The sequence below is a fragment of the Anabaena sp. FACHB-595 genome (assembly GCF_048568275.1).
In the GTDB taxonomy this organism is placed as follows: domain Bacteria; phylum Cyanobacteriota; class Cyanobacteriia; order Cyanobacteriales; family Nostocaceae; genus Trichormus.
On the sequence record NZ_CP183473.1, the window covers coordinates 1,001,545 to 1,020,051 of the forward strand.

15 protein-coding genes are annotated in these 18,507 nt (G+C 40.4%); 5 read left to right on the plus strand and 10 right to left on the minus strand.

Annotated features, from left to right (window positions below; translation table 11 throughout):
• The first annotated feature begins 8 nt into the window (after positions 1–8).
• The gene (locus ACN222_RS04315) at positions 9–1,139 is read left to right on the plus strand and encodes a CO2 hydration protein (protein ID WP_010995045.1); all 1,131 of its coding nucleotides are present in this window, start codon (positions 9–11) and stop codon (positions 1,137–1,139) included.
• Positions 1,140–1,176: 37 nt separating this feature from the next.
• Here ACN222_RS04315 and ACN222_RS04320 read toward each other — a convergent pair whose 3' ends face one another.
• Positions 1,177–4,890 (minus strand): HEAT repeat domain-containing protein, encoded by a 3,714-nt coding sequence (locus ACN222_RS04320; RefSeq protein WP_010995046.1) that lies wholly within the window; start codon positions 4,888–4,890, stop codon positions 1,177–1,179.
• Positions 4,891–5,240: 350 nt separating this feature from the next.
• Complete coding sequence (locus ACN222_RS04325) at positions 5,241–5,444, minus strand: chlorophyll a/b-binding protein (RefSeq protein ID WP_010995047.1); 204 nt, start codon at positions 5,442–5,444, stop codon at positions 5,241–5,243.
• A 1,513-nt stretch (positions 5,445–6,957) separates the two neighbouring features.
• On the opposite strand from ACN222_RS04325, the gene nifH reads away from it, so the two are divergent.
• Positions 6,958–7,851, plus strand: coding sequence for a nitrogenase iron protein (gene nifH / locus ACN222_RS04330; protein ID WP_010995048.1), 894 nt, complete (start codon positions 6,958–6,960; stop codon positions 7,849–7,851).
• A gap of 347 nt (positions 7,852–8,198) precedes the next feature.
• Here the strand turns inward: nifH and ACN222_RS04335 are convergent, their stop codons facing one another.
• Entirely contained in the window at positions 8,199–9,857 is a 1,659-nt protein-coding gene (locus ACN222_RS04335; protein WP_010995049.1) for an alpha-amylase family glycosyl hydrolase, read from the minus strand.
• 292 nt (positions 9,858–10,149) lie between these two features.
• On the minus strand, positions 10,150–10,527 hold the full coding sequence (locus ACN222_RS04340) for a DUF1823 family protein (RefSeq protein ID WP_010995050.1): 378 nt from the start codon (positions 10,525–10,527) through the stop codon (positions 10,150–10,152).
• Positions 10,528–10,633: 106 nt separating this feature from the next.
• Between ACN222_RS04340 and ACN222_RS04345 the strand changes: the two genes are divergently transcribed.
• Complete coding sequence (locus ACN222_RS04345; RefSeq protein WP_010995051.1) at positions 10,634–10,939, plus strand: acylphosphatase; 306 nt, start codon at positions 10,634–10,636, stop codon at positions 10,937–10,939.
• A gap of 57 nt (positions 10,940–10,996) precedes the next feature.
• Here ACN222_RS04345 and ACN222_RS04350 read toward each other — a convergent pair whose 3' ends face one another.
• Together ACN222_RS04350 and ACN222_RS04355 are read right to left on the minus strand one after the other, a co-directional pair.
• Positions 10,997–11,815: a GNAT family N-acetyltransferase gene (locus ACN222_RS04350; protein ID WP_010995052.1), complete on the minus strand. Its 819-nt coding sequence runs from the start codon at positions 11,813–11,815 to the stop codon at positions 10,997–10,999.
• 73 nt (positions 11,816–11,888) lie between these two features.
• Complete coding sequence (locus ACN222_RS04355) at positions 11,889–12,875, minus strand: zinc-dependent alcohol dehydrogenase family protein (protein ID WP_010995053.1); 987 nt, start codon at positions 12,873–12,875, stop codon at positions 11,889–11,891.
• Between the two features lie 190 nt (positions 12,876–13,065).
• On the opposite strand from ACN222_RS04355, the gene ACN222_RS04360 reads away from it, so the two are divergent.
• The gene (locus ACN222_RS04360) at positions 13,066–15,174 is read left to right on the plus strand and encodes a M3 family metallopeptidase (RefSeq protein WP_010995054.1); all 2,109 of its coding nucleotides are present in this window, start codon (positions 13,066–13,068) and stop codon (positions 15,172–15,174) included.
• Between the two features lie 133 nt (positions 15,175–15,307).
• Here ACN222_RS04360 and ACN222_RS04365 read toward each other — a convergent pair whose 3' ends face one another.
• Positions 15,308–15,571, minus strand: a complete 264-nt coding sequence (locus tag ACN222_RS04365) for a DUF4278 domain-containing protein (protein ID WP_010995055.1) — start codon at positions 15,569–15,571, stop codon at positions 15,308–15,310.
• A gap of 937 nt (positions 15,572–16,508) precedes the next feature.
• Between ACN222_RS04365 and ACN222_RS04370 the strand changes: the two genes are divergently transcribed.
• On the plus strand, positions 16,509–17,360 hold the full coding sequence (locus tag ACN222_RS04370) for a universal stress protein (RefSeq protein ID WP_010995056.1): 852 nt from the start codon (positions 16,509–16,511) through the stop codon (positions 17,358–17,360).
• A gap of 184 nt (positions 17,361–17,544) precedes the next feature.
• On the opposite strand, the gene psbM is transcribed toward ACN222_RS04370, so the two are convergent.
• The 3 genes from psbM to ACN222_RS04385 all read right to left on the minus strand — a co-directional run bounded on the left by psbM (position 17,545) and on the right by ACN222_RS04385 (position 18,358).
• Entirely contained in the window at positions 17,545–17,661 is a 117-nt protein-coding gene (gene psbM, locus ACN222_RS04375; protein WP_010995057.1) for a photosystem II reaction center protein PsbM, read from the minus strand.
• A gap of 100 nt (positions 17,662–17,761) precedes the next feature.
• Positions 17,762–18,058, minus strand: a complete 297-nt coding sequence (locus tag ACN222_RS04380; protein ID WP_010995058.1) for a 2Fe-2S iron-sulfur cluster-binding protein — start codon at positions 18,056–18,058, stop codon at positions 17,762–17,764.
• A 162-nt stretch (positions 18,059–18,220) separates the two neighbouring features.
• Positions 18,221–18,358 carry a photosystem II reaction center protein K gene (locus ACN222_RS04385; protein ID WP_010995059.1) on the minus strand — a complete coding sequence of 46 codons (138 nt, stop codon included), beginning with the start codon at positions 18,356–18,358 and terminating at the stop codon, positions 18,221–18,223.
• Between the last annotated feature and the right edge of the window lie 149 nt (positions 18,359–18,507).

The window sequence follows — 18,507 nt, forward strand, 5'->3', positions numbered from 1 at the left end:
AAATTATCATGGTAAATATTAAAAATAAACCAGCTAATAAACCTTTGGCTGAATATATCGAACGCCTACAAACAGGAGAAGCTTTACTTGTAGATAGTCCTCGAAATGTTTTAGAAGTGGTGGGCATTCTCAAAAGTTATGGAATTGTTTTAGATGCTTATTCTAAAAATCTAATTTATATTGCCGAAAATCAATTTTTAGTATTTTTCCCATTTTTTAAATATTTTAATGGTGAGGTTTCTTGGGGAAAATTACTCCGTCATTGGTGGCATGACAGAATTAATTTTGAATATGCCGAGTATTGTATGAAAGCCATGATGTGGCACGGTGGTGGTGGCTTAGACGCATATTTAGAGACTAAGGAATTTCAACGGCGAGCAGAAACCGTTATTCAAGCAAAATTTGCCAAAAACCCTTTGGTTAAAGGACTCAATCAACTGTTTCCAGATTTTTTAACAGAAAATTTAAGAGTATCTGCTTACTATAGTGGTTTGGGTCAGTTTTGGCGCGTCATGGCTGATATTTTCCTGGAATTATCAGACCTTTATGACCAAGGTAAAATTCAGACTATTCCCGAAGTCGTAGAGCATATAAAAGCTGGGTTGGTTGCAGACGCGATGAAGCCAATTACCTACGCAGTGAAAATCCAAAATAAAGTCTATGAGATTATCCCCAACAGTTTAGGTTTGACTTTCTTGGCAGATACAGCAATACCTTATGTAGAGGCTGTATTTTTTAGGGGGACTCCCTTTTTAGGCACAGTTTCCTATAATGCTCAAGCTTATCAAATTCCTCCTGACCAATCTCGATTTCAATATGGCGCATTATACGCTGACCCTCTACCTATTGGTGGCGCAGGTATTCCGCCTACCTTGCTCATGCAGGATATGCGTCATTATTTGCCAGAGTATTTGCATGAAATTTATCGCCAAAGTCCCAGAGGTGAGGATGATTTGCTAGTGCAGATTTGTATTACTTTTCAAAAGTCAATGTTTTGCGTCACCACAGCCGCCATTTTGGGACTGATGCCTTATTCTTTGGATACCAAGGAACCATCAGAACAGGAAGCCAATCAAATTTATTTTGAAAAGTGGATGGATAGATTTGTCACATCACGCTTGGTTGATGTTAATAAGTAATTGGTAATTGCTAATAATTTTCTTTTCCCATCCCCAATCACAAACCCTGTTGCAATTTCTTACTTGCAAATTCTCTTACTTGCTCATCTGGGTCATTGGTGGCGCGATCGCGCAATAATTTTATAGTCTGGGGATGGTGGGGATATTGTTCAATAATCGTTTCTAGGGCTAATTGCCGGGGATTAAGTTGAAAGTTGTACTCACGGGTAAAGGGGTCATTGACGGCGCAGTTATAGAACACCTCAAATATACTAGGGTCGTCTTTGAAACTGCGGGTTAATTCTTGCAATGCGGTATGGCGCACATCTAAATGCTGGTCTGTCATAGCCCGTTTTTTCAAAATTGGTAAAGTATCAGGGTCATCCTGAAAACCCCTGGCTAATTCTTGTAATGCGGCTTGGCGGACGTTGGCATATTTATCAGAGGTGGCACGTTTTTTCAAAATTGGTAGGGTATCTGAGTCATCTTTAAAACCTCTGGCTAATTCTTGCACCGCCGCCCGGCGGACAGATTCATTATCATCAGAGGTGGCGCGTTGTTTGAGAATAGGGAGGGTATCTGGGTCATCTTTAAAACCCCTGGCTAATTCTTGCACAGCCGCCCGGCGGACATCTGCGTGTGTATCAACAATAGCTCGCAGTTTGAGCAGAGGCAGAATATCGGGGTCATCTTTAAAGCCTCTAGCCAATTCTTGCACAGCCGCCCGGCGGACATACTTATCACCATCAATAGTGGCGCATTGTTTTAACCAGGAGAGAGTTTGCGAGTCATCTTTAAAACCCCTAGCTAATTCCTGTACTGCAACTTGGCGGACATCAAAAGACTTGTCAGCGATCGCACTCTGTTTGAGAATAGATATAGTATCGGGGTCATCTTTAAAACCCCTCGCTAATTCCTGCACTGCGGCTTGGCGCACATACTCATTTTCATCATGAGCCGCACTCTGTTTGAGAATAGATAAAGTATCATAGTCATCCTTAAAAACTCTGGCTAATTCTTGTAATGCAGCTTGACGCACAGTCCAATCATGAGCCGTGGTGCATTGTTTCAGCCAAGGTAAAGTATCGGGACTATCTTTAAAACCCCTGGCTAATTCTTGCACTGCTACTTGTCTGACAGCTCCCGAATTATCCTCTATGGTGCGTTGTTTCAACCAAGGTAAAGTATTTGGGTTATCTTTAAAAACCCTAGCTAATTCTTGCACTGCTACTTGGCGGACATATTCATTTTCATCAATAGTCCCCCGTTGTTTGACAATGGGTAAAGTATCAGGGTCATCTTTAAAAACCTTTGCTAGTTCTTGCACTGCGGCTTGGCGTACAGTCCCATCACTATCGGTAGTCGCACATTTTTTCAGCCAAGGTAAGGTATCAGGGTCATCTTTGAAACCCCTGGCTAGTTCTTGCAAGGCCACACTCCGCACATATTCCCGTTCATCAGCCGTGGCTAGTTGTTTTAACCAAGTCAGCGTTTCTGGGTCATCTTTCCAAGTCGTGGCGACAGATGTCACTGCTTTGGTACGAATTTCTTGTACTAGCTGGGTTTCTTCCTCATCTAAATAAGGTTGATAATAGTAGCCCAGGTCATATTTAGTTAATGCTTTGATTTGGTGCAGTAGTTTAGTGGCTGTGGATGCTACTAATAAACGATTTCGCACCTCTGCTAGACATTTAGCAGCGAGAAAAAGATTGATAAACTTTTCTGTTTCACCATTTTGAGCCATTAAATAATCGAGAATTTCACAGACAAACCTTGGCTCAATCATGCCTGTAATTAAGCGTAATACCTCATGCCATGTTTCATCTTGCCAGTGTTTACCAAATACTTCATGATTCAGGTCTTTAATTGAAAGCGTTTGAGTTTCTTTAAATTGCCAAACAAATTCCCAAGCACAGAAATATTCTAAAAAAGTTCTGTGGACAAAAGCATAATAATCTGCACCCAAGTAAGACAACATAAAGTTGCGAGTCCGCAATTGATTAATCATGACTCTGGCAACTATGATAGGTTGTTCAAATTCAATATTTTTTAAATAGCGGATTAAAATTTTTTCTAAATCACCCGTACTAATCAAATTTCCCGCCAAACCTTTCTCGCTGGTTTGCATACGGTAGGCGACTTGACGCAACATCGCCTGTTTATCCTTATAGTCGATAGTTTTCGGGTCTAGGCGGTAATCTTCCACTAAAGCGCGTTCCACATCCCATTGATGCAGTAGTACCCGTGATGCTTGTTCGTACAGTGTGGCTCTATCTCTGGGCAGTTCTTGATTACGGTTGAGAATTGCCATCATCGTTAATAATAAGGGATTACCTGCCAGTTCAGCGATCGCATGGGATGTATCAATTGCCCTATGCAGGCGCTCTTTTTTCCGCCTTCTATCTCCCTCATCACAAAAAGTTAATTCATGCCAGCGATGGATAAAATCTTGAATTTGTTCTGGTTCTAAATCTTGTAACATAAAGTGGCGAAACTCTGCATCTCGCAACCTTTGGGGCTTGTAACCAATCACGCGAGAAGTGACAATCACGCGCACATCAGGATACTGATTTGTGAAACGATGAATATCAGTAATAATATCTTCTCTTTTTCCCTGTTCAAAGACTTCATCTAAGCCATCAAACATGACTAAAGCATTACCAGTCTTTAACTGTTCATGCAGTTTATGTTGATTGAGGTGATGTACTATCCCGCTACTTTTATGAAAGAAATCAATAAAATTACTGCATTCATTATTTTCTCGCCTCCGCATATAAGTGCGTAGCTCAATTAATAAAGGTAGTGGCTGATAAATAGCATTTCCTAAAGGTGTTTCTGCCCAATTTAAGGCGAGAAATTGTAATAACGTGGATTTCCCTGAACCTGGGTCTCCTAAGATAACTATATATTGATAATTTTGTCTGTTATTAATCACATCTAATATGGAAAATGTTGGTTGTTCAATATAAACTTGTTTATAATAAGCCAGTTCATCTAAGGAAATATCTTCTATTTGGTTACTTTCTCTCAGCCGTTTTAAATGTTCCTTTGGTAGTTCATGAACTTGGGGTAAAACCTGATGAACTTCTCGCACATTTTGAGCGATAAACATTCGCCATAGCTTCAACTCATTATAAGCATAGCCAGTTGTATCTAAACTATCTAATTTCAAGTTACTATATCGTTCCCGCAGACCTTCTTGATAACCAAGCAAGTCAAACTCCGTAGGGATACCAGCCATTTGCTGTAGGCTATCTCTCACTTCTTCTAAATTTTGAGAATCGAAAATTGGGCGTAACTTATCTGATTCTCGAATAATCGCCTTCACTTTCTTGAGATAGCGTTTCGCTAATCTTTCCCAATCAAATGCTTGGGGTAAAGGAAGTAAATTTTCTGCATACCAAGCGGTTACTAGACTCTGATAATCTATAACTTGACAGTCTGGTTGAAAGGGAAGACCAAGAAGATGTTGCAGAGATTTATTATGAATAAATGTAGTTAATGGCTGATTGTATCGTTGCAAGTCTGCTTCTTCTAAATCCGCATCTTCTAATTCCTGCTGCATTAATTGTAAAAATTCCTTCAATGCTTTACCCGCAGCAGTTTCAATATCTTCCTTTTGCAGTTTCTGTAAAATATTATTGGGAACCGCTTTTAATAAGTCCTTAGCCCAGTCCTTCGCTGCGTCCTTTGCTAAGTCCTCAAAAATCGACTTAAAAGCAAACCCGACAGCTTGAGTTACGCCCCAAACAGCTAACAAATCTAATATCATACCCGTGTTTGCCTAGCTTTAGACTTCGAGTATAGCTATCAACTATGGGAATGGTTGTAGATTTCAGCATAATTGAAGAAATGTGATGTGGAACTGTACTCAGTTAAGCTGGTTTTAAAGCTTCCTAGTTAACCCTGTGGTTTTGTAACTTTCACTCCGGGCGATCGCACAACGCCAGTTGCTACAATGAAGTCACCCTTTATCATGCGCTATTTGTAGTGCATTAAGCGCAGATATCGAGATAATTGCTGATGAGGAAGAGAATTAAAGCACCTAACACACCGCTACATAATACGGTGCATTAGGCTAAAGCAATAAAACTACTTTAGGTTTACTTGAATAGTGTTATCCTAGCCAGCATTGTAGGCGACCAAGTGCAGTACATCCCGCACTACACTATAGCCATTTAAATCCCAAAGTAAATACGCAAGAAAACCAAGCATAGCTAAACGACCATTCCAAAGTTCAGACTGAGGAGTAAATCCAAACTCAAAAGCATTACGATCTTTGCCATTATATGCGGTTTCAGTTTTATCGGTAGGATAGAGTTCCATTGTTAAATTTTCCCAAGAATATAATTACGCTTTTAATCATATTTACTTAAATTTCTATTATTATCTATCCGTAGAGTCAAATATTAAGTAAATCTTGAGAAGTAAATCTCAAGGCTAATAAGTATGACAAAAGCAGATATAAATTATTATCTCCTATATGGGTGGTCACTATATAATCCTTGATAAATAAGCCGTCTGTAGGAAAACAGGGAAGTGGAATTTATATATTAAGTTCAAATCTCACAAAAAAGAAATATCAAAAGTTCTGCAAAATTTTCTGCAATCCGGTAACTGTCAACCTAGAACTAATTGATAGCTTCAATTCTCAAAAAAATATAAATTTTTGTCTTTGTTTTTAATTAAAAATCAAGCTGTAATCCTTATGCAATAGGATTTTAAGTTTATTATACTTACCAAAAATCAAATCATCCTCCCGTAATATATGGCTATAAAAAATAATTTGATATTCATTCAATAAATTAATAAACCTGTGTTAAGCTGACAATAGGAATCAAAAAAGTAAGCAAGCGAAAAGACTTCAAGATAAATATTGAGGCAACTCAATAAAGTCCTTTTGCTCTGGTAAATCCACTTCAATATCGTTATGATTTTTATAGCGATAGAAATTATCCAGGTAAAAAGGATAGAAGCCTCACTAAAAACTTGAAGTCAATGATAACTGGCTGTGGTAATAATAGCCAGTGAAAATTGCCTCACATTGCTAGTATTACAAGCCAGTGTAAATTACTCTAGGAGCCTGGGAAGAAAGACTCTTAGTAAAAGCTGGCAATCCCAAAGAAATCAGAACGGTTACTGAACATAGCGCCAGAAATACTAACTATTTTGATCCGCCAACTATGTTCTGGCAACTGCTTATTTTGCCAAGGAAACTTCAATAAATAGTAGATAACCGTTCTCCAAGATTTAGGAATTTCAGCATATTGACAATAATCACCAATACATTGCCCAAATCGTAGTTTTAGGGGTTGCTGATGTACGGCTTTACTGCTGTAGGTAGATATTTATGTACCTGCATAGATAGTAAACCATCTGAGTGATTTTGCAGGAATATTTGCTAGAAATTACCCAAAAAAGAGCAGACTTAGAATTACTAAGCATTGATGACATATACAAGTGCAGGAAACTTGTAAAAACCATTCGGAGTGGATGGCAAATTTGGTTAGTTGGGTTCAGGAATAAAACCTGGATAAATTTAAATTGCCACTGTAGCCACTCTTAAGGCCTGAGCAACCGATGGTGATTTATCACAATAACCTGCAATATATATGTCTAGCTTAACGAAGCTTTGCTCTGCATGAGCAGATACAACTTTGTCTGAATAGGAAGTCCTAGAAGCCACTCTAAAACTCCGACTTCATTTTAGGAAACTATCTGACTGTGCTTTTGGTGATACTTGCAATCTTTCCTCAATACAAATCCTTATCTACGCAACCTCTAACCAATATTTACTCTAGAACATTGCATTTACATTCATTGCAGGAAAACACAAATCATGAGTATCGACAAGAAAATTAGACAAATTGCTTTCTACGGTAAAGGCGGTATTGGTAAGTCTACCACTTCTCAAAACACCTTGGCAGCTATGGCAGAAATGGGTCAACGCATCCTTATCGTAGGTTGCGACCCTAAAGCTGACTCCACCCGTTTGATGCTGCACTCCAAAGCTCAAACCACCGTTCTTCACTTGGCTGCTGAACGTGGTGCAGTAGAAGACCTCGAACTCGAAGAAGTAATGTTGACCGGCTTCCGTGGCGTTAAGTGCGTGGAATCTGGTGGTCCAGAACCCGGTGTAGGTTGCGCTGGTCGTGGTATTATCACCGCCATCAACTTCTTAGAAGAAAACGGCGCTTACCAAGACGTTGATTTCGTATCTTATGACGTATTAGGCGACGTTGTATGCGGCGGTTTCGCAATGCCTATCCGCGAAAATAAAGCGCAAGAAATATACATCGTCACATCAGGTGAAATGATGGCAATGTATGCTGCTAACAACATTGCTCGTGGTATTTTGAAATATGCCCACACTGGTGGTGTACGTTTAGGCGGTTTAATTTGTAACAGCCGTAACGTTGACAGAGAAATCGAACTTATCGAAACTCTGGCAAAACGTTTGAACACCCAAATGATTCACTACGTACCCCGCGACAACATTGTTCAACACGCTGAGTTGCGCCGGATGACAGTTAACGAATACGCACCCGATAGCAACCAAGGTAACGAATACCGGATTTTAGCTAACAAAATCATCAACAACGAAAATCTGAAGATTCCTACCCCAATTGAAATGGAAGAATTAGAAGAGTTGCTGATTGAGTTCGGTATTCTCGAAAGCGAAGAAAATGCTGCAAAAATGATTGCTACAACTTCAGAAAGCAAATCTAAGTAAGTAATGTGATGCAGTTCTGATAGGGTTTATAACCCCGACTTTTAAACAAGTCGGGGTTATACCATGTGAATTGGGAATTGGTATAACGTCCCACTTGCACCGTGTAGGATTACAGCTGTAGCCAGATAGATTAGGACATCAAGCCAAGATAAAACCCTGACAACACAAGAATTTCAAGTCTGTCAACCGTCAACCGTCAACAGCTATAACATTGGATTATTGAAACCTTGGTATGGCAAAGCCTACCGTATCATACTTTTGGTGGGCATTGCCCACCCTACAGATACTTAGATTTTTATACACAAGTGTAGAATACGCCAGTAATAATCAAATCGGATTCCTAGTTATTACTGCCAAACAAATACCTTAGCTTCATAAGGCCCGATATCAGTAATGATACCATCATCACCAGCTTCAACATCATAGTCGCCAGTCCACTCATGCCATGTACCACCGGAGGGGAAATTAGGTACATGATAACCAGCGAGGAAATCTTCGGAGAAATTCGTCACGACTACCACACGAGAACCTTCATCATTCCAACGGCTGTAAGCTAATACCTTGGCTTCGGGATTTTCGTGGATGAAATCAATATTTTCTGTATACAACGCGTGATTATTCTTACGTAAACCAATCAAACCTTTATGGTAATCAAACAAACTACGATTAAGATCATTACCTAAGAGTGTCCAATCAATTTTAGATTGGTCTTGTTGTTTGGGTTTATATTCGCCGAATTCTTCTCCCATCCAAATCAAAGGTACACCAACAGCTGTCATTAAAATTGCAGTTCCTAGTTTAGCTCTTCTAAAAGCTTCGTCGTGAAAAATTTCTCGATTACCTAGCTCCACCATGATATGGTCGTGGTCATGGTTGGTGAGATAGTTGACAACATTAGTTGCACCCAAAAAACCTTGGCGTTTAGGGTCAATGACATCTTTGAGGTTTTCTAAATCAAAGGTGTCACCACATATATGAGCTTTAATCGTGTGGTAAAAACTATCATGCCAACATCCATCCATTGGCCCATCTAGATTAGTAATGCTGGTGGTTTCTGGGATGTGTTCAGCAACATTGTAGAATGGTTTTGCCCCCGCAGTTTTCTTGGCTTCTTGAGCAATCCAGTGCATGAAATCATAGTTGGCTATTTGCCTTGCAGCATCGTAGCGAATGCCATCTAGATGATATTCTCCGACCCAATATCTGACTGTATCACCAATAAATTTTCTTGCTGGGTAAGTCTCTAAATTTTCATCATAATGTTCGTAATTAAACTCTGGCCCCCAGTTATTATCAGGGTCGCGGGGTTCATGATGATACCAGTAGTCATGGTCTATTTGTGTCAATGGACTAGATGCTTCTGAGTGGTTATAAATCCCGTCCATAATGATACGAATACCTCGTTGATGGCACTCGTCAACCAATTTTTTCAAATCAGCCGTAGAACCATAGCTGGATTCAGTAGCAAAAAAATAGCGAGGATTATAACCCCAACTATAATCGCCGGGATATTCTTTTACTGGTAACAACTCAATGGCATTGATACCCAATTCACACAAATAATCTAACTTTTCAATAACGTGTTTGTATTTACCGCGCGCATAGGGGTCATCTTCTCCACCAGAAAAGTCGCCTACGTGTAATTCATAAATAACTAATTCATGGTCAGCAGGTAAAGGTTTATCATCATGTTGCCAAACGTATGTATCAACAATTTTTTCGCCATCTTTGATTCTAGCGATGCTGTTATCTTTACCACTTGATTCATCAATATCAGTGGCATAAGGGTCTGTTACATCTACCCATTGGTCTTCTTCAAAAAACCATGATCTTGTTTGTACACGAAATTTATATTGATACGTACCGTCTTCTAATTCAACAGTTGTGCGAAAATAACCATCATCCCCTTTTTTCATGGGAATTTCTTGCCAATCAGAAAATGATGCGATTAATGCCGCGCCTTTGTTATAGGGTGCAAATAAGGTAAATTCAATGGGCTTTGCCATAAAAATCAGTAAAATATAAAATGCTAGTATTAAGCATTTTCTAAATTATTAATCAATTTGCAAATCGGTCGCAGGAAATAATTAGTTTTATACTTCCTCTATCAGCAGATGGATGGTCTACTCTATCAATGGATTATTTATTGGTAACTCAAATATTTAAATGCTGATATTTAGACAAAAATATATTGTCTACTGCCATAGGTTATAGATTCATAAATAATATTTTTTATTACCTAAAAGCAAATATTCGGGGAAAAATGATCTTAATTAACCGAATATTTGCCAAAATGTATTATTTACCTTGATCAACCTGCTGCTGCAAATAACTTAGCAACCAGTTAGCCGCAGTAGCTCTGCGAGTTTCCCGTGGTGTAAAGGTACCAATTTTATAACCTTTAAAGCCTAATTTCTCTTTGGTAATTTGTTTGTATTGTTTAGGAATAGAACGAGTTAATTTCATCGTTGCTGGACGACTTTCTAGAAAGTTTGGTGGTTCTGGATACTCATCGCGCCATTCTGGTGCAACTATGTTGTTGTCCCATTTATCTGTTGTTGCGTTATAGCGATAGCCTAAGTAATACCAAACTAATTGCATGACCGTGGCATCATCGATTTGATCGTTGAGAATACCCCAGATAGTATCTGGATTCAATGGTGGCAGTTCAGACATAAGTAATGCAGAATTCAGAATTTTAAATTAGCAGACTTCGATCTAAAAAATCCGTTCCTGATTCACAAACAATGTAGACTGGTGATCGTAAACAATAGATAGGTCAATGCCAAATTCTACACCACAGTCGCAGCTAATTCGCGCCCATGTCTTCGTTACTGGTAGAGTGCAGGGGGTAGGTTTTCGTTACTCTACCGTCGATACAGCGAGTCAATTGGGTCTAACTGGTTGGGTGCGGAATCTTCCTGATGGTCGTGTAGAAGCGGTATTTGAAGGGGTGCGGGACATTGTAGAAGATATGGTGAGGTGGTGTCACGCAGGCCCACCGGCGGCTGTGGTTCAAGATGTGGCGGTTGAATATGAAGAGCCGGAAGGGTTGCGGGGATTTGAAGTGAAACGGTTGGTGAAGTAAGTTTAATTGTAATTGACTTAGGGAAGCGATCGCACAAATGTTAATCACAAACTCTCTTCAACTATCAACAGGCATAAATACGTACATATCTACCTGAGAGTACTCTTGAAATCCCATCTGACGATATACGTTTACTCCCATTTGCGATGCTTGCAATGTGCCTACGTGATATCCCAGGGCATGGGCTTTTTCTAGTGCAGCTAGGGTTATTGCTGTAGCGAATCCCCTTTTCCTTGCTTCTGGGGCGGTGGCGACGACATAAATCCCAGCTACTTGTCCATCTAGATACAATGCTGATGTGGCGACAGGTAAATTATTGGCATAACCAATAAACCGGATATATCTTTCAGAATCCCAGCCCAGACTTAATTCTAGGTTAAAAAAGGCATCCCATTGGGTACGGGGAACTTGAAAAGCGATCGCCGCTATTTCTACCCAATGTCTTAAGCTTTGTTGATCCCTGACTGGTATAATCGATAAATTATCCGTCGAAGACTTTTGTTCTGGTAAAGCCGACAAATCAATTGCCATTACGGGCAATACCCCTAAGCTATTTAATCCGTGAGCTGCTAAATGCTTTGCCAAATCAGCTGGTTGAGTTCCTGTCCCCGTCCACCACAACATCGGTAATTGCTTCGTTCTAAAGTAGTCAAGGGTGGTAATAATAGTGTTATCTATTTGTTCAGGTTGCAGTTGGGTATGGACAACACCATTAAAAAATGGAAAAACTACCCCAGTGGCAAAACGAACCAAGTTAGAGCCAGAGTAGAGTTCGCAACCAGCACCATGTGCATAGTTAGTAAAAAATGCGAACATATTGTTTTCCAGGACTGTTACTAAGTTGGGTGCGGATAAATCCTTTAAAATTTGGTTCACCGGAAAACTCCTATTACAGAGTGAGTGCTGGGTAATGAGTAATGAAGTTATTCTCCCTGCTACCTGACCGTTCTCACTTCATCACTAAAACGGCAGACCCCTCTATTTTGCCACTACGTAGAGCATCTAAAGCCTCATTAGCTTGAGTTAAGGGGAAAGAATTAACTTCAGTACGAATGGGGATTTGCGGCGCTATAGTCAGAAACTCTTCCCCATCTTGGCGTGTTAAATTAGCTACAGACCTTAACACCCGTTCTTCCCACAGAATGCTGTAGGGAAAGGAGGGAATATCGCTCATGTGAATACCAGCACAAACAACTACACCACCTTTAGCAACCGCACGCAAGGCGGTAGGAACTAGTTTCCCGACTGGTGCAAAAATAATCGCTGCATCTAAAGGTTCTGGCGGTAATACATCTGAGTCACCAGCCCAATTTGCACCTAATTGACGGGCAAATTCTTGACCTACAGTATCCCCAGGACGAGTAAAAGCAAATACTTTCCGCCCTTGATAACGCGCTAATTGAATTAAGATATGAGCAGAGGAACCGAAACCGTAAAAACCTAGTTTCTCAGCATTCCCAGTCATGTTGTAAGCCCGGTAGCCAATTAAGCCGCCACATAACAGAGGTGCAGCTTGTAAATCTGGATAACTGGGGTCTAAAGGAAAACAAAAGCGGTGGTCAGCTACTGTATAGTCTGCATAGCCTCCGTCTAGATTGTAACCTGTAAACTCAGCATAATCGCAGAGGTTTTCCCGCCCAGAAAGACAGTAAGGACAATGAGCGCAAGTATGACCTAACCAAGGTACACCAACCCTTTGACCTAGATGAAATTGATCAACTTTTTCACCTAACGCCTCAATCGTCCCCACAATTTGATGCCCCAATATCAAAGGTAATTTTGGGTGTGTCAATTCTCCATCAACTATATGTAAATCTGTGCGACAGACAGCGCAAGCATGAACACGAATCAATACTTGCTCAGAATTAGGTTTTGGTACTGGTAACTCTGTCAGGCGTAAGGGTTGACGCGGTGCGTCTAAAATCATGGCGCGCATAAGCAGGGCGTAAGGAGTGGGTATTTGTATGGTAATGAAATGCTTACCTGTTAGTCCTATAACTAAGGGTGCAAAGTTGTAATTAGTATTACAAGATTGGCGATTTTGGCATTATGGCAGGGCGAAATGGAGCAGCGATCGCTACATTAGTAGAATATAGTTACCCATAATCTGCGGCTCACATCAAACCATGAGTGCGAATACTACCATCACTGATAATCCCTTACTTAAAGGTTCTGGCTTGCCTCCATTTACGGAAATTCAACCAGAACAAGTACAACCAGCCTTTCAACAACTATTGGCGGAACTGGAACAAGAACTGACTACCTTAGAGGCAAATGTACAGCCTACTTGGGATGGCTTGGTCGAACCTTTAGAAAAGTTAAGCGATCGCCTGACCTGGAGTTGGGGTATAGTAAATCATCTAGTGGGTGTGAAAAATAGCCCAAAACTACGTGTAGCCCATGAAGCTGTACAACCACAAGTAGTACAATTTATCAACAAGTTGGGACAAAGCCAACCCATCTACAACGCTTTTAAAGAACTCCGCGCCAGCGATAGTTGGAAAACGCTCGACTCAGCCCAACAAAGAATTGTGGAAGCAGCTATTCGGGATGCTGAACTATCCGGTGTGGGCTTGCAAGGAGAAGCGCGGGAACGTTTCAATGCCATTCAAATGGAATTAGCAGAACTGGCTACCAAGTTCTCTAACCACGTCCTCGATGCAACTACAGCCTTTAGTCTCACCCTCACCACTAAAGCGGAAGTTGACGGTTTACCCCAAAGTTTACTTAGTTTAGCAGCACAAGCAGCACGGGCAGCTGGTGCAGAAAACGCCACACCAGAAAATGGCCCTTGGCGCATTACTTTAGATATTCCCAGTTATAGCCCCTTCATGCAGCACAGCACCAGACGTGATTTGCGCGAAAAGCTTTACAAAACTTATATTACCCGCGCCTCATCTGATGAATTAGATAACAACCCCATCATTGAACGGACTTTAGAGTTACGCCAAGAACTGGCAAACTTATTGGGTTTCCAAAATTATGCCGAGTTGAGCCTAGCCAGTAAAATGGCTCCCAACGTGGAAGCGGTTGAAGCACTATTAGAAGAATTACGCAGCGCTAGTTACGATGCAGCCGTTAAAGACTTAGAAGCCTTGAAAGCCTTTGCAGCCTCCAAGGGAGCGCCAGAAGCCGCAGACTTACGACACTGGGATATTAGTTTTTGGGCTGAACGCCAACGAGAAGAAAAATTTGCCTTCACCGCCGAAGAACTACGTCCTTACTTTCCCCTACCCCAAGTCCTCGATGGCTTATTTGCACTGGTGCATCGGTTGTTTGGCATCACTGTTACCCCGGCAGATGGCCAAGCCCCAGTTTGGCACAAAGATATCCGTTATTTCCAAATAGCTGATGAAACGGGTAGCCCCATCGCCTATTTCTACCTAGACCCCTACAGTCGTCCCGCCGAAAAGCGTGGCGGTGCATGGATGGATACCTGCATCAATCGCGCCATCATCACAGAAAATGGTGTAACAACTGTGCGTTTACCTGTGGCTTATTTGGTATGTAACCAAACTCCGCCAGTGGACGGTAAACCTAGTTTGATGACATTCTATGAAGTAGAAACCCTGTTCCATGAATTTGGTCATGGGCTACATCATATGCTCACCAAGGTTAACTACACTGGAGCCGCAGGCATCAACAATGTAGAGTGGGATGCGGTAGAACTACCAAGTCAATTTATGGAAAACTGGTGTTATGAACGCACCACGTTATTTAGCTTGGCTAAACATTACCAAACTGGGGAAACTCTACCAGAACATTATTATCAAAAACTCCTAGCCGCCCGCAATTATATGAGTGGTAGCGGTATCTTGCGCCAACTCCACTTTAGCAGCGTTGATTTGGAATTACACTCCCGCTATCGCCCAGGTGGTCAGGAAACCGCCGCCGATGTGCGTCATCGAGTTGCCCAAAAGACTACTGTCTTACCACCACTACCAGAAGACGCTTTTCTCTGCGCTTTTGGACATATCTTTGCAGGTGGTTATGCTGCTGGCTATTACAGTTACAAGTGGGCAGAGGTACTAAGTGCTGATGCTTTCGCAGCTTTTGAAGATGCTGGGCTGGAAGATGAAGCCGCCATTAAAGCTACAGGTAGGCGTTATCGGGATACGGTGTTAGCTCTTGGTGGTAGCAAGCATCCGATGGAGGTATTTGCAGCGTTCCGAGGACGGGAACCGAGTACAACTTCTTTGCTCAAGCATAATGGATTGCTGCCAAATGCTGCTTAAGAAGTGAGGCAAGGAATTTAAACGCAGAGTGACGCAAAGGGTTAAACCGAGGAACGCGGAGAACTTGATACTTCTCTGCGCCTCTGCCTGAGATGATTTTGCAAATATGCCACACCGATTATTTAAATATAAATTATACCAACCCGTGAATTTTTACTGCCACATCGACTGGGCTAATTTCTGGCTGAGTTCTACTTACAAAATAAGCAATTCCTCGGTAAATTAATTTATGAGCGACAAATGATAAACTAACTTGGTCTACTTCTACCTCTGGGTTAGTATCATAAGCAATTCCCCGGTACTTGAACTTATGAGATTGTTGAAGGTGGGAAACTGGGTATTTTTCCACTTGATTGGGTTCGGATTCGTAACTCAAACCACGATAGCAAAGTTTCATGTTTTTACTTCCTGAATCAATAAATTAACTCTTGATGATTACAAGGGTTTGTTTTACCTCCAGCAATCACCAACGTTATGCTTACTTGGGAGTTATCAGAGGTTGATTCGGGATTTACGCATTGATTAATGAAGAAATATTACGCAAAGAGTATTACTTCCTCTGTAAATTGACAACAATAACCGGATGTGGCGAGAAATTCCTAAAAATTTGTTAATGCTCTAGGTTAGTAGACTATGCAAACGAATGGCTAGGGGCGATGGTCTACCGTCTGCGAAACGCCATTGCTAGCTGTCATTGCCCATTCCCTACTCAATTATAATTCACGGGAAGATACTAACTGCTAAAGAAATCTTTGCCCATAGCGCTACTTTACAAAATTACATATATTAATCTCATTTAAATATATAAAAGTTTGTAAAATATTTGGGCATTTCTTTGTTGATATTTGCTAATTAATAGCAAAAATAAAGTAAAAAAAGACTTATTATTATAATAAGTCTTTTCCATTATCTGAAATATAAAATAAATCTATTAATCCGGTGCTTTTTTTACATATTTTATCGGTTATATCAGCTATAATATCAGCCAATCAAAAGAGGATTAACTTTGCAATATTTAACGTTCTTCTAATTAAAAATATTGAATATAGATTAAAAATAATAACTAACATCATAAATTGTGAATTTTATCAGGCAATATTGAGAGTAAGCTTAATGATTGCAACCCCAATGAGAAGTTAAGTAACTCAAGTGCAATGAAACTTAAGGAACATTAGTCTCTTCAAAGGAATTAATTTTTTGAGTGTTGATGGCTAATATCTATATAGTGGCATTGTGCTAACTTAACTACTAAGTTGTTGAGCCAGGTGGTGAACATTTCATCCGAACCAAGAAGAAAAATTAAACACCAAGCAACCTTAAAACAAGAACTAACAATGATAGAAAAGATTTTGCTAGCTGTTTCTGGATTGGGACACGCAGAAGAAATGCTCAAAACTTTGAAAGAAGTGCCATCAATCCAATCTGCAAAAGTTACAGTCCTGCACGTAGTTCCTTCTCAAGCAACATCTTCTGCCATGACAGATAAATGGGAAGAAGGTGGCAAAATTCTGGCTAATGCAATTCAGGCTTTGAACTTAGATCCTAGCCAGGTTTCTTCGATTTTACGCCAAGGAGATCCTAAAGATGTTGTTTGTCAGGTTGCCGATGAAATTGACGCTGACTTAATTATTATGGGTTCACGCGGACTTAAGCGTCTGCAATCGATTTTATCAAACTCAGTTAGTCAGTATGTCTTTCAATTGTCTTCTCGCCCAATGTTGCTGGTTAAAGACGACATTTATGTCAAAAGAATTAAGCGCGTAATGGTAGCGATGGATAATTCTGACGCAGCAAAACATTGCTTAAATCTAGCTTTGTTCTTGTTGCGGGGTATTGTCGGTAGTCAATTAATTCTGGCTAATGTGACAACCGATTTGCGTGGTAAAACCTCAGAAGTCTCGGAAATTAGCCCAGACAAAAATCCTGTTCTAGCTTCAGCCGTAGCAGAAGCACAAAGATATGGTATTCAAACTCGTTGCTTTACCAGTAGTGGCAAACCAGGAGAAGAAATCTGTCGTCTAGCAGACGAGTTGAACGTAGATTTATTATTACTCGGATCACCCGATCGCCGTCCATCCGTGGCTAAGAATTTTGTCGATATAGACAGACTCATCGGCGCTTCACTGTCAGACTATGTGCGAGTTAATGCTAGCTGTCCTGTATTATTAGCGAGGACAACTGGTTAACTAGGGGTGTAGGGGTGTGGTGAAGTAATTTACCTTCCCGTATGCTGATTTAGTTTTCAAGTCTTTCCCTTACACCCCTACCCCCTTATACCCTTATCCCCCCTACATTCCTCACCTAAACTTTCGACACGAAAAACCCCTCCACCATTAGGTACAGGGGTTTCTTATTTTATACAAAAATCAATCAACTATCTTTTTTACCTTCGCGGCTGGCTGTTTGAATGTACAGAATTATTAAAAACACAGAGGGTACTAGTACGAACAGAATGCTCGCTACGAACCCTAAGTCATTAACTTGCATGGCAAGAACGCCTCTCTTTAATTTCCAGTCAACAATTTTAGAATAGCATCAACGATGCCAGTGTTAGCTCTTTTTTTTTACTTCCTCAACTGCTTGTCTTTCAAGGTTTGGTTACTACACTTACTGGGCCATTTACTAAAGTTTGACAAGCCAAACGGTAATTAGCTGGCTTTTTCTTTAACATCCGATTTTCTACATCCGTCGGAGTAGAAAGATTTTCGATTCCTTCAACTATCTCAACAATACAAGTACCGCATTGGCCGACACCACCACAATTTGTGAGTTTGCCAAACAACTTATAAATATCAACGCCATTATCCATTGCCTTAAGCCGCAGATTTGCACCATCCGCAGCAATTACTTCTTTATCTTCTTTAACAAATTTGATATTACCCATAGCTGACTAATTCCTCGTTGACTGTAAGCGGGTCAAGCTTTACACCTATATTACTGAATCTACCTCAATTTATTACAAAAAATTAAGAATTATCAACATAGAGTAATTACAAAAAAATAGGACAGGTAAACTACCTGTCCTGGAAATTGACGATAGTTGAACTTACCTAAATCCGACAGCTGCTTGCCATACAAAAGCAAGCAATAAAAAGAAAACAGGAATAATTGGGAGAACATCGACCAGAGGATCGAAGATTTGGTAAGCTTCAGGCAGTTTTGCTAATAATAGTGCTGCTTCCATGTTTGTTTAAATCCACCTAATCCAACACAGCTTTCATAATTGAGATGTATCTTAACATGGATTGGGCAACGCCTTAGGGGAATTTAAAATTACAAAATTTAGCGCCATTCAGAGAGCAACTTGTATTTTTTTATGCTTCGGTCATCAGT

Coding starts and splice junctions, on each gene's coding strand:
- ACN222_RS04335 (WP_010995049.1), bottom strand. CDS start 9,857: ATGGCAAAGCCCATTGAATTTACCTTATTTGCACCCTATAACAAAGGC.
- ACN222_RS04370 (WP_010995056.1), top strand. CDS start 16,509: ATGATAGAAAAGATTTTGCTAGCTGTTTCTGGATTGGGACACGCAGAA.
- psbM (WP_010995057.1), bottom strand. CDS start 17,661: ATGCAAGTTAATGACTTAGGGTTCGTAGCGAGCATTCTGTTCGTACTA.
- ACN222_RS04315 (WP_010995045.1), top strand. CDS start 9: ATGGTAAATATTAAAAATAAACCAGCTAATAAACCTTTGGCTGAATAT.
- ACN222_RS04340 (WP_010995050.1), bottom strand. CDS start 10,527: ATGTCTGAACTGCCACCATTGAATCCAGATACTATCTGGGGTATTCTC.
- ACN222_RS04320 (WP_010995046.1), bottom strand. CDS start 4,890: ATGATATTAGATTTGTTAGCTGTTTGGGGCGTAACTCAAGCTGTCGGG.
- ACN222_RS04365 (WP_010995055.1), bottom strand. CDS start 15,571: ATGAAACTTTGCTATCGTGGTTTGAGTTACGAATCCGAACCCAATCAA.
- ACN222_RS04380 (WP_010995058.1), bottom strand. CDS start 18,058: ATGGGTAATATCAAATTTGTTAAAGAAGATAAAGAAGTAATTGCTGCG.
- ACN222_RS04325 (WP_010995047.1), bottom strand. CDS start 5,444: ATGGAACTCTATCCTACCGATAAAACTGAAACCGCATATAATGGCAAA.
- ACN222_RS04360 (WP_010995054.1), top strand. CDS start 13,066: ATGAGTGCGAATACTACCATCACTGATAATCCCTTACTTAAAGGTTCT.
- ACN222_RS04355 (WP_010995053.1), bottom strand. CDS start 12,875: ATGCGCGCCATGATTTTAGACGCACCGCGTCAACCCTTACGCCTGACA.
- ACN222_RS04345 (WP_010995051.1), top strand. CDS start 10,634: ATGCCAAATTCTACACCACAGTCGCAGCTAATTCGCGCCCATGTCTTC.
- nifH (WP_010995048.1), top strand. CDS start 6,958: ATGAGTATCGACAAGAAAATTAGACAAATTGCTTTCTACGGTAAAGGC.
- ACN222_RS04385 (WP_010995059.1), bottom strand. CDS start 18,358: ATGGAAGCAGCACTATTATTAGCAAAACTGCCTGAAGCTTACCAAATC.